The 14,214-nt window shown below is 43.4% G+C and carries 15 protein-coding genes and 1 pseudogene; 6 read left to right on the forward strand and 10 right to left on the reverse strand.

The window, feature by feature from the left end; genetic code table 11:
* Positions 1 to 50: 50 nt before the first annotated feature.
* Together B9T16_RS09050 and B9T16_RS09055 are read left to right on the forward strand one after the other, a co-directional pair.
* Entirely contained in the window at positions 51 to 515 is a 465-nt protein-coding gene (locus B9T16_RS09050; protein WP_006619497.1) for a DIP1984 family protein, read from the forward strand.
* A 294-nt stretch (positions 516 to 809) separates the two neighbouring features.
* On the forward strand, positions 810 to 2,402 hold the full coding sequence (locus tag B9T16_RS09055; protein WP_006619496.1) for an Hsp70 family protein: 1,593 nt from the start codon (positions 810 to 812) through the stop codon (positions 2,400 to 2,402).
* Positions 2,403 to 2,432: 30 nt separating this feature from the next.
* Here the strand turns inward: B9T16_RS09055 and B9T16_RS09060 are convergent, their stop codons facing one another.
* From B9T16_RS09060 to B9T16_RS09075, 4 genes are read right to left on the reverse strand one after another with little or no spacing between them, the layout of a single operon-like run.
* Positions 2,433 to 3,149 carry a metallophosphoesterase family protein gene (locus tag B9T16_RS09060; RefSeq protein ID WP_006619495.1) on the reverse strand — a complete coding sequence of 239 codons (717 nt, stop codon included), beginning with the start codon at positions 3,147 to 3,149 and terminating at the stop codon, positions 2,433 to 2,435.
* Positions 3,150 to 3,179: 30 nt separating this feature from the next.
* On the reverse strand, positions 3,180 to 3,932 hold the full coding sequence (locus tag B9T16_RS09065; RefSeq protein ID WP_006619494.1) for a metallophosphoesterase family protein: 753 nt from the start codon (positions 3,930 to 3,932) through the stop codon (positions 3,180 to 3,182).
* Positions 3,925 to 4,428, reverse strand: a complete 504-nt coding sequence (locus B9T16_RS09070; protein ID WP_006619493.1) for a L,D-transpeptidase — start codon at positions 4,426 to 4,428, stop codon at positions 3,925 to 3,927. Before B9T16_RS09070 ends, B9T16_RS09065 begins: the two co-directional genes overlap by 8 nt.
* Before the next feature lie 52 nt (positions 4,429 to 4,480).
* Positions 4,481 to 5,173, reverse strand: a complete 693-nt coding sequence (locus tag B9T16_RS09075) for a bifunctional 4-hydroxy-2-oxoglutarate aldolase/2-dehydro-3-deoxy-phosphogluconate aldolase (RefSeq protein ID WP_410244586.1) — start codon at positions 5,171 to 5,173, stop codon at positions 4,481 to 4,483.
* Between the two features lie 65 nt (positions 5,174 to 5,238).
* On the opposite strand from B9T16_RS09075, the gene B9T16_RS09080 reads away from it, so the two are divergent.
* Entirely contained in the window at positions 5,239 to 6,264 is a 1,026-nt protein-coding gene (locus B9T16_RS09080) for a glutathione S-transferase family protein (protein WP_410244587.1), read from the forward strand.
* A gap of 28 nt (positions 6,265 to 6,292) precedes the next feature.
* Here the strand turns inward: B9T16_RS09080 and B9T16_RS09085 are convergent, their stop codons facing one another.
* The 4 genes from B9T16_RS09085 to B9T16_RS09100 all read right to left on the reverse strand — a co-directional run bounded on the left by B9T16_RS09085 (position 6,293) and on the right by B9T16_RS09100 (position 8,785).
* Positions 6,293 to 7,609, reverse strand: a complete 1,317-nt coding sequence (locus tag B9T16_RS09085) for a site-specific DNA-methyltransferase (RefSeq protein ID WP_410244588.1) — start codon at positions 7,607 to 7,609, stop codon at positions 6,293 to 6,295.
* 447 nt (positions 7,610 to 8,056) lie between these two features.
* Positions 8,057 to 8,284 (reverse strand): hypothetical protein, encoded by a 228-nt coding sequence (locus tag B9T16_RS09090; RefSeq protein ID WP_410244589.1) that lies wholly within the window; start codon positions 8,282 to 8,284, stop codon positions 8,057 to 8,059.
* Positions 8,285 to 8,338: 54 nt separating this feature from the next.
* Positions 8,339 to 8,494: a hypothetical protein gene (locus tag B9T16_RS09095; RefSeq protein ID WP_014275642.1), complete on the reverse strand. Its 156-nt coding sequence runs from the start codon at positions 8,492 to 8,494 to the stop codon at positions 8,339 to 8,341.
* Positions 8,495 to 8,641: 147 nt separating this feature from the next.
* Positions 8,642 to 8,785 carry a chlorophyll a/b-binding protein gene (locus tag B9T16_RS09100; RefSeq protein ID WP_006619489.1) on the reverse strand — a complete coding sequence of 48 codons (144 nt, stop codon included), beginning with the start codon at positions 8,783 to 8,785 and terminating at the stop codon, positions 8,642 to 8,644.
* Positions 8,786 to 9,005: 220 nt separating this feature from the next.
* On the opposite strand from B9T16_RS09100, the gene ispF reads away from it, so the two are divergent.
* The 3 genes from ispF to larB are packed head-to-tail and all read left to right on the forward strand — an operon-like array spanning position 9,006 to position 12,149.
* Positions 9,006 to 9,485, forward strand: coding sequence for a 2-C-methyl-D-erythritol 2,4-cyclodiphosphate synthase (ispF, locus tag B9T16_RS09105; protein ID WP_006619488.1), 480 nt, complete (start codon positions 9,006 to 9,008; stop codon positions 9,483 to 9,485).
* A 26-nt stretch (positions 9,486 to 9,511) separates the two neighbouring features.
* Positions 9,512 to 11,302: an ABC transporter substrate-binding protein gene (locus tag B9T16_RS09110; RefSeq protein WP_410244590.1), complete on the forward strand. Its 1,791-nt coding sequence runs from the start codon at positions 9,512 to 9,514 to the stop codon at positions 11,300 to 11,302.
* Between the two features lie 55 nt (positions 11,303 to 11,357).
* Positions 11,358 to 12,149, forward strand: a complete 792-nt coding sequence (gene larB, locus B9T16_RS09115; protein ID WP_006619486.1) for a nickel pincer cofactor biosynthesis protein LarB — start codon at positions 11,358 to 11,360, stop codon at positions 12,147 to 12,149.
* On the opposite strand, the gene B9T16_RS09120 is transcribed toward larB, so the two are convergent.
* Positions 12,140 to 12,757 (reverse strand): GNAT family N-acetyltransferase, encoded by a 618-nt coding sequence (locus B9T16_RS09120; RefSeq protein ID WP_006619485.1) that lies wholly within the window; start codon positions 12,755 to 12,757, stop codon positions 12,140 to 12,142. The genes larB and B9T16_RS09120 overlap by 10 nt on opposite strands.
* Positions 12,758 to 13,969: 1,212 nt before the next feature.
* Positions 13,970 to 14,214: pseudogene (locus B9T16_RS09125) on the reverse strand (ISNCY family transposase); the annotation flags it as partial.

Below are 14,214 nucleotides of genomic sequence, written 5' to 3' on the forward strand. Positions count from 1 at the left end.
TTATTGTCGGAAAATGTCTTAAACCATATACCGTTAATTTGGGGGAGGTGATGGTTGTGAAATTAGCAGAAGCCTTAATTTTACGCGCTGATCTACAGAAGCGAATCGCTCAATTACAACAGCGGTTGTTGCGAACTCTGAAAGTTCAGGAAGGCGAAGAACCTCCCGAAGATCCCCAAGACTTAATGGGGGAGTTAGAAAATCTAAGCGCTGAACTGCTGCGTTTAATTCAGCAAATCAATCGGACTAACTCAGTCACGCAATTAGAGGGAAAATCTCTATCAGATGCTTTAGCAGAAAGGGATACACTCAAACTCAAGCGCAGTGTTTACAAAGCGGCAGTTGAAGCAGCATCAGAACGCTACGATCGCTATACCAGAGGAGAACTCAAAGTATTAACTACGATTAATGTGGCTGAGGTGCAAAAATTGACCGATAGTTTAGCCCAAAATCATCGACAACTAGATACAAAAATTCAGGCTTTAAATTGGGCAACCGATCTAATTGAGACTTGAATAAACCCGGATAATTGTTGGTAGCCAAACCTTCAGAAGCGAGTGTGAACCGCCAACTCGGTAAGTTGGGAACATAAAACAAAAAAACATGGTTGGATACTGGGCGTATTCTGGGTTCGACTCCCATTACAAATTTTGCCCAGCATTGTAACAAGGTTACAAGAGAAATGTCACATTTTACTACCGCATACTGGTCTGTATGGTTTGGTGAGGGTGGGTTAGGGGATAACAATTATCTGTAGGGGTTGATTGTCCTATAATATACTAGAGGTAATATTATTGATATAGTATCCAATGACGATCGCGATCGATTTGGGAACCAGTAACACAGTAATTTCCCGTTGGAACCCAGTTACTGAACAACCGGAAACCCTAAAATTACCTGGTTTATCGCAAATTTCGGCTCAAAATCCCCCGTTAATTCCCAGTCTGCTTTATGTAGAAAATGCCAAGGAAAAACAAGTTTTATTAGGTCAACAAGTGCGCGATCGCGGTTATGATTTAGCCAACGATCCGCGTTTTTTCCGTAACTTTAAACGGGGAATTGGTAGTAATATTCAGGGATTTTTACCAGAAATTGACGGTGAGATAATCACCTTTGAAACCGCCGGAGAATGGTTTTTAAAAAATGCGATCGCCGCTATCAGCAACATTCCCCTAACGGTAGATTCCCTAATTTTTACAGTACCCGTAGATAGTTTTGAAACCTATCGCAATTGGTTAGGTCGTATCTGCGAGTCCTTAGAAGTCCCACAAGTGAGGATGATAGATGAACCCACAGCGGCGGCGTTGGGTTATGGATTAGGCGATCGGCAATTATTGCTAGTCATAGATTTTGGTGGTGGAACCCTGGATTTATCCCTAGTCCGTTTAGATGCTACGACCGCCAAAAATCCCCTAGGTTTTATTCTGAAATGGGGTCAAAAATCCTTAGCGGAATCTTCTGGACAAAAAGCCAAAACCGCCAGAGTTATCGCCAAATCCGGTCAGAATTTAGGGGGTTCAGATATTGACTATTGGCTAGTAGATGATTTTGCCAAAACCCAGGGATTAGTCAAAAATGCTTTAACCACCCGTTTAGCCGAAAAGCTGAAAATTCAGTTATCCCTAAAAACCTCAGCCAGTGAAGTTTATTTTAATGAGGAAACCTTCGAGAGTTACGAGTTAGAAATGACTCGCGATCGCTTCAATGAAATATTGGCACAAAACCAATTTTTTGATAACCTAGATAAAGCCATGGCTCAGGTTTTACAGCAGGCGCGTCGCCAAGGGATAGAAGCGGGGGATATTGACGCGGTTTTATTAGTCGGGGGAACCGTACAAATTCCCGCCGTTCAAGACTGGGTAAAGCAATATTTTAACCCTAGTCAAATTCGCAGCGAGAAACCCTTTGAGGCAATTTCTCATGGTGCATTACAACTCAGTTTAGGCACTAAAATTGAGGACTTTCTTTATCATAGCTATGGTGTTCGCTATTGGAATCGTCGAGATAACTGTCATGATTGGCACCCGATTATTAAATCTGGTCAACCCTACCCCATGACAGAACCCGTAGAATTATTGTTAGGCGCTTCCTTAGAAAATCAACCCAGTATTGAATTAGTGATTGGTGAATTAGGGGACGAAACTGGGGGAACAGAAGTATTTTTTGATGGCGATCGCCTAGTTACTCGCAGCCTCAACACCGGAAAAGCTACTGTCCAACCTTTAAATGATAGTGACACCGGACGCAGTATTGCTAAATTAACCCCTCCGGGAAATCCTGGTAGCGATCGTATTCGGGTACAATTCCAGATTGATGAACAGCGTTTTTTACGAATTACAGTCGAGGATATGTTAACCAGTCAAACCCTCTTAAATAATCAAACAGTCGTCAAATTAAGCTGAAACCAGGGAGGTTAGTTTAGTAATTATCTGTTACTGTGTATAGTTAAAATGGCGGGGGCTAGATACAAATTCATCAATCCAGCTTTCCCGTTGTTTTCCCTGTTGATTAGCTTGCCAAATTTTACCTGTCTTGATATCTAAACAGGTTAGCCAACCTTTAGAGCTATATACCCGTGTATCAAGACAAATTGCATAGCCAAAATTCACAGGTTTTCCGCTTTTCTGGCTAGTATGACCACATACCATAATTTTACCAGAATAGTGAGGTTTAGCACTATAAAACTTTTCCCAAAATAAATGGTGATTGGATTGTTGAGATAGGGGGATATTGGGCGCAACATTAGCATGAACAAAAAAATGAGTTTCTTCTTCCCAATAGTCTAAACAGGCTTGTTCGACAAACTGCCAATGTTCAGGTAAAATATAGTCAATTCTCGCTTTTTTTCGGGATGACTTTTGATAAGATAATATAGTTTGTTTACCGCCACAAATTTTCCAGGTATCTAAACTATTAGGATGCGATCGCGCTGCTAACATCATAATTTCATGATTCCCCCGTAGAGGGATTAACTGACCCTGATTATAAAGATAAATTAACCTATCAATTACCCCCTTAGAATCAGGACCGCGATCGACATAATCCCCCAGAGTAATCACCCGATCATCTGCTTGAAGACTCACCATATCTATGAGAGTATCAAAGGCTTGGGAACAGCCATGAATATCACCAATCGCCAAAATCCGCATAAATATTAATTGAGATATTTTGCTACTATTTTAACGCCGATTTAGGCGCATCCTCAATCGAATCGGCACATAGGGAATCTCAAAATCATCAATCCAGCCAGTTTGTTTTTCCCCCTTTTGATTAGCTTGCCAAATTCTGCCACTATTGACATCTAAACAAGTTAACCAACCCTGACCACAAACCCAAGTATCAATACAAATAGCATGACCAATACTAAGAGGTTGACCAGTTTTTTGAGTAGTATGACCACAAACCATAGTTTTGCCAGAATAGTGAGGGGAAGGATGATCAAATGGTTGCCAAAATAGCATCCTTTCCGGTTGTTTATTTAAAGGTAAATTGGGATACACATTAGCATGAACGAAAAAATGCGATCGGTTTTCCCACCAATTTCGACACACCTTTTCGAGAAAATACCAATGTTTGTCAGGTATAGAATTAATCCACTTATACCCGCCATGATGACCATAAGAAGCCATGGTTTCTTCACCCCCAGAAGCCTGCCAATGATACCAGGCATTCCACCCCAAAGAACGCGATCGCAACATCAAAATTTCATGATTTCCCCGCAAAGCAATCAATTGCCCTCGGTCGTGTAAATCGATGAGGCGATCGAGAATTCCCTTCGAGTCTGGGCCGCGATCCACATAGTCACCCAAGGTGACAATCTGGTCATTCGGTTGCAGTTGAATCGCCCGAATTAGGGCATCAAAAGCCACCGAACAACCGTGAATATCACCAATTGCCAAAGTGCGTTTAGGCTTGTGAATCCTACTACTCATGTACTACAACAGGTGTGCCAACTGATGCCCACTCAAACAGCCATCTAGCATGGTCTACAGCAACATTTGTGCAACCGTGACTAACTGGAGTTCCAAACATATTATGCCAGTAAGCGCCATGAATTGCCATGCCCCCATCGTAGTACATTGTATAAGGAACATCCGGCACATCATAACCAGGGCCAGTCATACGGGTACTACGATACTTAGTTTGAACCCTAAAATTACCAACACGGGTAGGAGTTGAGGGTTTTCCAGTAGAAACAATCACCGCATAAACTGCTTTATTTCCCTCCCAAGCGATCAACCGTTGGCTAGTCAGATCAATTTGAATCCAACGCTCCGAAGATTGTTGTAAATCCAAAATCCGCCGCGCTATCATATTATGAAATTCTTGGGCTTGTACCGGAGTTGAATCGCTGTAAAGCACTGTTACCCCCAGACTCAGCCCCGCCACCAATAGTCCCAGCTTACGCCATGGAATTAAACTTTTCATAATTTCACCTTCCTACTCCTTCTCGTCGGGTCTGTGCATAACTACATCCATTTTAGAATAATTTTACTCTTTCTGAATCATCGGATGTGTCCCCATTTTCGGACTTATCCCCAGAGGTCAGGATATCGATTAAATGTCGCGATCGCCCAGTAATTTCCTGCCAGTTACCCTGGGATATCGCCTGTTTAGGGAATAAATCTCCTGATAATCCCACCGCTATAGCCCCCCCTTCAATAAACTTAATAGCATTGTTTAAAGTCACTCCCCCAGTAGGAATCAAGGGTATTTGACCCAGGGGACCCTGTAAACTTTTAATGTAATCAACACCTGCCACTGCTGAAATCGGAAAAACCTTAACACAACTCGCCCCATTTTGCCACGCGGTCACAATTTCCGTCGGCGATAAAGCCCCCGGAATTATCGGTATTTKCCTTTCTTGTGCTAATTCAATTAACGATAAATTAATGTGGGGAGAAAATATAAATTGTGCCCCACAATTGACAGCATCCCGTAAATTTTGACCCGTTAAAATTGTGCCAGTCCCAATTAAACAATCCGGCAACTCTGACCTAAGTTTACTAATTATTTCCGGCACCATTTCGCCATTCCAGGTAATTTCAATTAAGCGAATACCGCCCCGGCTAACAGCCCCAGCCATTTGTAAACCTAGTTCCCAACTGGGGGGGCGAATTACAGCGATCGCTTTATGGGTTTTCAGTTGTTTTAACCAATCGCTATTTTCCATAATCTCTAACTTCGTTATAATATTAGTTAAATTAGTCTCACGACATCAATTCCTGTTTACCAATTATGGCTCCCACTCCCACTCCCACTCCCACCAAAAAAAGCGGTAGCCCCCTCCCCCCAGGGGCGATCGTCCGTTTAGGAAAGTTCGCCTGGACTACTATGTGGCGGTTGATGATGTCAAAATTAGCCCCCCGTAATTCGTCCGGGGAATATATCCGCCCCGAAAGCCAATTTCGCCACAATGTGGGGACAGCAGCCTATCCCCCAGAGGCGGGACGCTATCAGTTAATTGTGGGGTGGGGTTGTCCTTGGGCTCACAGAACCCTAGTTGTCAGGGCTTTAAAGGGGTTGTCCTCTGCGATATCCATAAACATCGTTTCTCCTTCCCCCGACTCGGGAATGTGGGTTTTTGACCAGCCAGAAGTCGAATTTAACACCCTACCTCAATTTTATCATAATGCTAAACCGGGTTATCAGGGGCGAGCTACTGTCCCCCTCTTGTGGGATACCCAGCAAAAGGCGATCGTTAATAATGAAAGCGCCGAAATTATTGTGATGTTAAATTCCGAGTTTCAGCAGTTCGCTAAATACCCCGACCTAGATTTATATCCTCCCGCCTTAAAAGAGGCGATCGACTCTTGGAATGAGCAAATTTATCACCATGTTAATAATGGTGTCTATCGCTGTGGTTTTGCCGCTACCCAGACCGCCTATGAAACCGCCTGTAATCAGCTATTTGATACCTTGGATTTAATCGACCAAACCCTAGCCAATTCCCGTTATTTATGTGGCGATCGCATTACCTTAGCAGATGTGCGATTATTTACCACCCTAGTTAGATTTGATACCGTTTATTATAGCCTGTTCAAATGCCACCGCCGCCGCCTCGTCGATTATCCAAATCTCTCCCCCTATTTGCGCGATATCTATCAACTTCCCGGAGTCGCAGAAACCTGCAACTTAGAAGTTATTAAACGAGACTATTACGGCAATTTATTTCCCCTCAACCCTGGCGGAATTATCCCCCTCGGTCCTGACCTAGAGCTACATCAACCCCATTACCGCGATCGTCTTACCCAAACTAACTAATTTTATATTAATTGTTAATTACTAATTGTTAATTACCCTTCCAGGTCTTGACAATATCCTCAATTTGTGCTGGGATGGGGCTAGGTACAAAAATCGAGAAATCCGTGATTTTAGTATCCTGATTATCTAATCTTTTAGCCCGATTATCTAATTGGTCAGAAGCCCCTTGGTCAAATAATGTTGGTTGTATATAAACTTCCTCTGAATTACTCCCACTGCTTTTGACAAAATCACCCATAGGTTTAATACCATGTTCAAATCGATTTAAAATTGTCTTAAACGCCTCTATACTATGATCTACACCAATCCAATTACGTTGCATTTCATCAGCGATCGCCAAACTTGTCCCCGAACCAGCAAAACAATCCAGTATCAAATCTCCTGGATTCGATGAAGCCGCAATTATTCTTCTCAATAAATCAGGATTTTTTTCAGTTGGATATCCCGTAATTTTAACATTTTGATTATAAGCATCCCGGAACTCTAGCCAAATATCCTGAACTCCCACCCCTGAATGTTCATTGAGATAAACCTTCCTTCTAGGATTACCATTTTTTGACCAGAATATTTCACCTCGTGCGTCCATTTCATCCAGAGTCTTTGGGGGATATTGCCAATGTTTACCCGGAGGCGGCATTTTACCCCGCCAAGGCTTCCCAGTTTCACCATGACGCATACCTGGTGCATGGAGTGGAACTTTCATAAATTTACGGCCAGTTTCTGGTTCAATATATTGATACTCCTTTTTACTATTTTCAGACAGTGGCATTTTTGGTTGATTCCATATATATGTATCTGACTTGGTATAAAATAAGATGAAATCAGCCATTTTGCCATAAGTTCTACGAGTATAATTTTTAGGATTACATTTTTTTCGGACTATCATATTTCGATAGTTTTCAACACCAAAAACCTCATCCATTATTAGCTTAATATGAAAAATCATCTTTTCATCAAGATGTAAATAAATCGAGCCATGATTTGACAGTAATTGATGCAGCCATATCAGACGTTCTCGTAAAAATTCCACGAACACAGCACCCGTCAAGGTATCATCATAAGCCTTCGACTGTTTTCGTGACAGAAAATGGCTTTCTGTAGCAAAAGGTGGGTCTATATAGATTAAATTAATACTTCCGCATATTTCTGGTTCCGTAGCCAATAAACGAAGAACATCTAAATTATCGCCAAAGTATAACCTTTTAGGTGAAGCATGAGAATAAATACTTTTATATTCGACTAAATCACTATTAATAATTTCCTGGTATGATTTTTTATGGGCATAGACCAGCTCAACTTGATTATGGTCAAGAAATTTATCTTTTTTAGGTATTCCAATTGCCATAAATAAACTGTTATGATACTAACCACTCGACGTTTATGCGTTCTGGAAACATTCGGAGAGTAACTACCTTAACTTTACCATACTAAGCATCCTCAAGATCCGCATAATCTCGCCACATTGAACCCAGAAGTAAGCCGGGGCCATCGTTAAGGAATATGACTTTAAGATTTAATCCATGAGTTTGAGCATATTTCAGAATCTCACTAGCACAATCACGATATTGGCCTGTTCGATCATCTTCTTGAGTACCACCTCGGTCTGAATCATATCTAGCTAAACCTACAGCAACTGGCTGATTATTATGTAATAAAACAAAGTCTACTGGGCGATTTGGTCGAGGATAATCATCAAATAACTCTCCTAATCTTACATCTTTGCCAGCACGTTGAGGGCCGATAATCTCCAGTGCTGAATATTGTTCACCAATAATTTTAAATAGCCTTTCTGTTAGATCATATCCTTTTTTCCACGATCCTTATATTCCCACAGCACGGCACATAAAGCCTCATCAGGCATAGGTCTCGACAAAAATTGGGATTGAACTTCTGTAATTAAACGAAATCCCTTGCCAAATCTAGCACATATTTGATCAGCTAATGATTTTTTTTTGAGCATTTCTACAGGTGTTTCTGGACTCACATATTTTCGGAATACTCGACACAGTTGTATCCGCATCCAAACGGGTTGAACCTGTGAAATTGCTAAAAACAGATCCGTTGAAGAATGGGATCACTTTAACAGATGACCAAATGTGACCAGTACAGGTTGATAAAGTTCACAGGCTAATGATAGGATATCTGGATAGTATTCACCAGCAGATAAGGTAATCCAAAGATGACCATCTTCCTGATAATCTCGGAAGCTGGTTTGATCACTTTTTGACAATTTGCTAATCTCTCCTTTTCATTGAATGATACCAAAAACCAGACAAATTAAAGGATTCCGAAGCCATAGCCTCAGAATCCTATGAAGTTAATTATAGAGCCGAATCCCCAGAATTAGGCAAAATATGTCCCCGTGACTTGGGAAAAACTACATTAAGCCTAATTGAGACAGAATACCTTGGCCAGTCAGTAACTCGGTACCAACACCGATAACAAAACCAAGCATAGCGAGGCGACCGTTCCAGGTTTCTGCGAATTCGGTGAAACCAAATTTAGTTCCTTGATTTTCCATTGTGAGCTACTCCTAAATAGGTTTGCTTGATTCAACTAAACAAAAGTTAACACACTGACCACCAACTTTGCAACATTTCTTTACGCTTTTCTGAAAAAAAAATCCGCCAACGGCTGAAAGCCAGTCAAATAAAGGGTTTATCTTTTCCCCGGACTATGGGCGATCGCATCTAATCAACAAACTAGCCCATAATAAAAACCGTAGTAGTAGAGAGGGCCCCATGGACATTCGCATCGGCAACGGATACGATATTCACCAGCTAGTCGAAAACCGCCCCCTGATATTAGGCGGCCTGAAAATTGAGCATCATCTAGGATTACTCGGTCACAGTGATGCCGATGTCCTCACCCATGCCATCATGGACGCTATGTTAGGGGCACTAAGTTTAGGAGATATCGGCCTTTACTTTCCCCCCACAGATGAACGCTGGGCGGGTGCTGATAGCCTAGTCTTACTAGAACAAGTCCATGGTCTCATACAACAGCGAGGCTGGCAGTTATGTAACATAGACTCAGTAATTGTGGCTGAACGTCCCAAACTCAAACCCCATATCCCGACAATGCGCGATCGCATCGCCAATGTCCTAAAATTAGAACCGGACCAGGTAAGCATCAAAGCCACCACCAACGAAAAACTCGGACCGGTAGGACGAGAAGAAGGAATAGCCGCTTACGCCGTCACCCTCCTACAAAGAGCCTAAAAGCGCAATCGCCATAAACGCCAGTTATGAACCATTTAGTCTATCCATGGTCAAAGCGCGGGTTACTCATCCGCCTAGCCTCAGTATTATTAGTGATATTATTAGCCCTAGGCTTATCGGGTTGTAGCGCCGCCCAATCTTCCGACAGACCCTCCCGCCTAGTCATTCCCACCCCTAGCGGTCCGAGTACCTTTAACTATCCCCTAAATCAATCCGCCTATAGCGTTTTTGGCTATATTTATAGCCCCCTAATCGAAGAACACCCCGTCACCGGAGAACTCCAACCGGGTTTGGCTGAGTCTTGGGAAATTGCCCCAAACGGTCAAAAGATTATCATCACCTTGCGATCGGGCTTAAAATGGTCTGATGGTGAACCCATGACCGTAGATGATGTGATTTTCACCTACAACGAAATTTATCTCAGTGACAAAATCCCCAGTAGCTTTAAAGATATTCTCAGAGTAGGACGCGATCGCACCCTACCCACCGTAGAAAAACTCGATGATCGGCGGATTGAATTTTCCGTCCCCGAACCCTTCGCCCCTTTTCTACGATATGCAGGCGGTTTACCAATTTTACCCGCCCATGTCTTAGCTGACTCCGTTCGGACCTTCGACTCTCAGGGAAATCTCCGATTTTTGAGTACCTGGGGAACCAATACCGACCCCCAGGAAATTGTTGGTAATGGTATGTACCGCATCAGAAGCTATAACTCCAATCAACGGGTTATCCTAGAACGTAACCCCTACTATTGGCGCGAAGACCCACAGGGGAACCCCCAACCCTATATAGACCAAATAGTGTGGCAAATTATCGAGAGTAGCGATACCCAGCTACTCAATTTTAGGTCTGGTTCCCTCGATACCCTAGACGTTCAACCGGAAGCCTTCCCCCTGCTGAAACCTGAAGAAACCAGGGGTCAATATACCATCTACAGTCCCGGTCCTGATACCGGAACTGTGTTTATGTCCTTTAATCTTAATCAGGGTAAAAATCCCGACGGTAGACCTTTTGTGGAACCCCATAAATCCCTATGGTTTAATAATCTAGCCTTCCGTAAAGCAGTATATTATAGCATCAATAGAGAGGTGATGAAAAACAATATTTTTTTAGGATTGGGTGAGTTACAACATTCCCCTATCCCGGTACAAAGTCCTTTTTATCTATCTCCAGAACAGGGATTAAGAACCTATAACTATAACCCGGAAAAAGCTAGGAAATTATTGCTGGAGGCAGGTTTTTCCTATAATGAGAATGGCAATTTAATCGATGCTGAAGGTAATCAAGTACGGTTTACCTTGTTGGCGAGTGCCGGGAGAAAAGTCCGGGAACAAATGGCGACTCAAATTGCTCAAGATTTATCCCGAATCGGCATCCGAGTTGATCCGCTTTTTTTGAGTTTTAATACTTATGTTAATCGGTTGTCTAAGACTCGCGATTGGGAGGCTTTTTTGGGTGGATTTACCGGAGGAGTTTTAGAACCCCATGGCGGCTATAATATTTGGTCAGTGAATGGTCGTCTGCATACCTTTAATCAAGGTCAGCAACCGGGAGAACCAGAAATAGAAGGTTGGGTGGTATCAGACTGGGAGCAAAAAATTGATGATTTATATGTGCAGGCTTCCCAGGAACTAGATAATGATAAACGTAGGGAACTTTATGGGGAAGCTCAGAAAATTATTGCCGAAAATTTGCCGTTTCTGTATATGGTTAATCCTTTGGTATTCGATGCTATACGCGATCGCATAGAAGGCATTGACTATACACCTATCGGCAGAGGTTTCTGGAATTTATACGAGTTGAAAATTCGGGAATAGGCATAAATAAATGGTTACCTCAGATGACCATGAGGGAAGAGCAAGGAAATTGGCAATGACACCGGAAGCATTAAAACAGCTATTAGAATATGTCGCACAAGGCTATTTATCCCCCATAGAAGCCCTGAACAAAATGCGATATTTTGACTTTGAGACCGTCGGAAATTATGCCAAAATAGACAATCACCGACAACTAAGAACCGGATTCCCGGAAGTGATTTGGGGACCCGGAAAAACCCCAGAGCAAATCCGAGAAATAATGCAGACTATGCAGGGGCGAAATCCGGTAGTGATGGCGACCCGAATTGAACCCCAAGTGTATGAAGAACTGCGGCGGGAAATGCCAGATTTAGAATATTATCGAGAAGCTAGGATTTGTGCCTTAGATGGGCGTTATCGGTCCGCTGAAGCTCAATCGGTCGGTGTGATAGGAATTTTAACCGCCGGAACTGCTGATATATCTGTCGCCGAGGAAGCCGCCGTCACCGCCAGCTTATCAGGATTTCAGGTAAAGCGACTGTGGGATGTGGGGGTAGCGGGAATCCACCGACTATTAGGAAACTGGCATTTAATTTCCGATGCTGATGTTTTAATTGTAGTGGCGGGGATGGAAGGTGCTTTACCAAGTGTGGTTGCTGGTTTAGCCGATTGTCCAGTAATTGCTGTACCAACCAGTATCGGCTATGGTGCAAGTTTTAATGGGTTAGCACCCCTATTAACTATGCTGAATTCCTGTGCGGCGGGTGTAGGAGTAGTCAATATAGATAACGGATTTGGCGCGGCTATATTAGCTGGCCAAATCCTGCGAGTGGGAGAGCGATTAAACAGAAAAATGGGTCAGGAATGAGACAAGTTTTTGCACAAAAACAGTCGCCGAGGTTGACCCAAAAACACGGAATCCCAACTCCAATCTATCTGGGCTATGCGATAGCCCACTTGATGGTAAAGTTGTCGTGCTTGGGAATTATTTTCGAGAACATGAAGGTACAAATCAGAGAACCCCCATTTCATAGCGACTTGTTCGCAACCAATCAGGAGTTCTCTAGCCACACCTTGGCGGCGGGCTGTGGGATGAACAGCTAAATTAGAAATATATGGATAGCGATCGCCAATAGACCAGGGACTGGGCGATCTTAACCCCATTTCTACCGTTCCTACCAAATGTTCTGGGACATTTAGAGGTATATTACCTAATTTATGAGGAGAATCTGCGATCGCAGCCACTAGACAGGTATAATACCCCGAGCTAGTAGCCAAGCGATTACGCAAATCCTCGTAAATGCCCAAGCGAAAAATAGGATACATCAAGCCACCGAGTCCCTGTCGAGTATGAAAACTCTCAGCGAGGATCTCCGTTAATCGGGTAACATCAGCCCGTAGGGCTACCCTAATTTTGAGGGGATACCCGTGTGAGGTACCACCGGAACCTTCTCGTTTGTAAGTTGTTGAGGTCAAGAAGAACGGCTCCACGATTCCAAGCCAACTTCTTTACACTGTACCATTACTCCATTGGCATCGGATCAATTAACAAGGCGGGTGAGCGGACTAGGCGGCTCATTATAGCTTTTGACACTCCTCGCCCTGAAGTGCGAGGATTCTTGAGCTAACAATTGCCCTTTCAGGTTTTACCCCTATTTAGGTCTTAAACTGTTATGTCTGAACCGAGCTTGCTAGAAGATTAGGTAGGGGTCGAGAGGGAAGTCGCCTTCCCCCACTCCCATTCCAAACCGTGCTTGATACTTTCGCATCACACGGCTCCTGATGTAGATACCCCTTGGCAACGGGAACAGGGTTACCAACCCCTGCTTTTGTACTTCAACTTTTGGAGCTAAATACAACATCGTAGTGTTTAAACTCGCTTTCGCCGTTAAACTCCTGTTGATTGCAGTAACTATATCTACACCGTGACTAGTGGGCATATCCTAACCATTACAATTAGGCCTTGGCTTTCAGTCACATCCCTTCCCCTTAAAGGCATACGATTACACTTTCACTACTCAACAAGATGTACTTGTCGAGAGCCTAAAAGGGGTTTAAACGTTCCGTTTATACGGGCATTCCATCTTTAGATTTGTCCTTTCCACCGGGGTACATTAAAGGTCTGTGCACAACGAAACGTTGCTTCTGGGTAGTATATAAAAACTCCCACTTTTCCCCATGTTCTTTTGAACGCAGCGTATCAACCTGTTTCGCTGCCCAATGGTTACGATGGTTCAAGCCGGACATTAGGTTTCCCTAATCATGGATGGTTGGCAGTGGTCGCGTCTTGGTAGTAGGTTCTACCTCACGCCTTCCGTTCCCCGCTTCAATCTGACGGGTTGTGAATCCTAAAACTGGGGGTGGCTATCACCGTTACTCTCAACTTCCTGCTATACTAGGTGGGTCATTACTTCCACCGTTCAAACATTCTGTCTTGACCTTGAGTCCCCTGCCTTGCTTAGATTTCTCCAAGCGTTGGGGCATATAAACAGTTATGGGATGGTCAGGGTACGAGTCCCTTATATTCCACCAAGGGGTGGAAGTACCTACTAGGAGGTTATTTCAGGCATTGCAGCCTTATTTGACTCCTAAACGTCTCGCACATATATCTACCATTGTGGCAATTGCCTTAACCCGATAGTCGTACCTAACTACTCAGATATTACCAGCAATTCTCATTATGGAAATTCAACTGCTATCGGGCGGGATGTCTAACTCGAGACCTTCAAGCATAAAGGTCAGAAGGTGCTCCCAACTGTCGAAGTACAGGTAACGGGTCAACGCCCGCAAATCATCAAAAAAGGTTTGGCGGGTGGGCAAGTGCGCTCGTAGTAACTGGTACTTGTCATCGAGCAACTCCAGCAGGGTATGGAAGAGCAGCGAGAGGATGTTGAGGGTCGCCAGCAAGGAGGAAAGATGCTGCTGGCCATGGC

The sequence above is a fragment of the Arthrospira sp. PCC 8006 genome (genome assembly GCF_046480465.1).
Classification (GTDB): Bacteria; Cyanobacteriota; Cyanobacteriia; order Cyanobacteriales; family Microcoleaceae; genus Limnospira; species Limnospira platensis.

What these genes read in the sequence shown, in the direction of transcription:
- B9T16_RS09060 (WP_006619495.1), bottom strand. Translation starts at nt 3,149, where the DNA reads ATGCGGATTTTGGCGATTGGTGATATTCATGGCTGTTCCCAAGCCTTT.
- B9T16_RS09055 (WP_006619496.1), top strand. Translation starts at nt 810, where the DNA reads ATGACGATCGCGATCGATTTGGGAACCAGTAACACAGTAATTTCCCGT.
- B9T16_RS09070 (WP_006619493.1), bottom strand. Translation starts at nt 4,428, where the DNA reads ATGAAAAGTTTAATTCCATGGCGTAAGCTGGGACTATTGGTGGCGGGG.
- B9T16_RS09100 (WP_006619489.1), bottom strand. Translation starts at nt 8,785, where the DNA reads ATGGAAAATCAAGGAACTAAATTTGGTTTCACCGAATTCGCAGAAACC.
- B9T16_RS09085 (WP_410244588.1), bottom strand. Translation starts at nt 7,609, where the DNA reads ATGGCAATTGGAATACCTAAAAAAGATAAATTTCTTGACCATAATCAA.
- B9T16_RS09080 (WP_410244587.1), top strand. Translation starts at nt 5,239, where the DNA reads ATGGCTCCCACTCCCACTCCCACTCCCACCAAAAAAAGCGGTAGCCCC.
- B9T16_RS09065 (WP_006619494.1), bottom strand. Translation starts at nt 3,932, where the DNA reads ATGAGTAGTAGGATTCACAAGCCTAAACGCACTTTGGCAATTGGTGAT.
- B9T16_RS09090 (WP_410244589.1), bottom strand. Translation starts at nt 8,284, where the DNA reads ATGCGGATACAACTGTGTCGAGTATTCCGAAAATATGTGAGTCCAGAA.
- B9T16_RS09050 (WP_006619497.1), top strand. Translation starts at nt 51, where the DNA reads ATGGTTGTGAAATTAGCAGAAGCCTTAATTTTACGCGCTGATCTACAG.
- ispF (WP_006619488.1), top strand. Translation starts at nt 9,006, where the DNA reads ATGGACATTCGCATCGGCAACGGATACGATATTCACCAGCTAGTCGAA.
- larB (WP_006619486.1), top strand. Translation starts at nt 11,358, where the DNA reads ATGACACCGGAAGCATTAAAACAGCTATTAGAATATGTCGCACAAGGC.
- B9T16_RS09110 (WP_410244590.1), top strand. Translation starts at nt 9,512, where the DNA reads ATGAACCATTTAGTCTATCCATGGTCAAAGCGCGGGTTACTCATCCGC.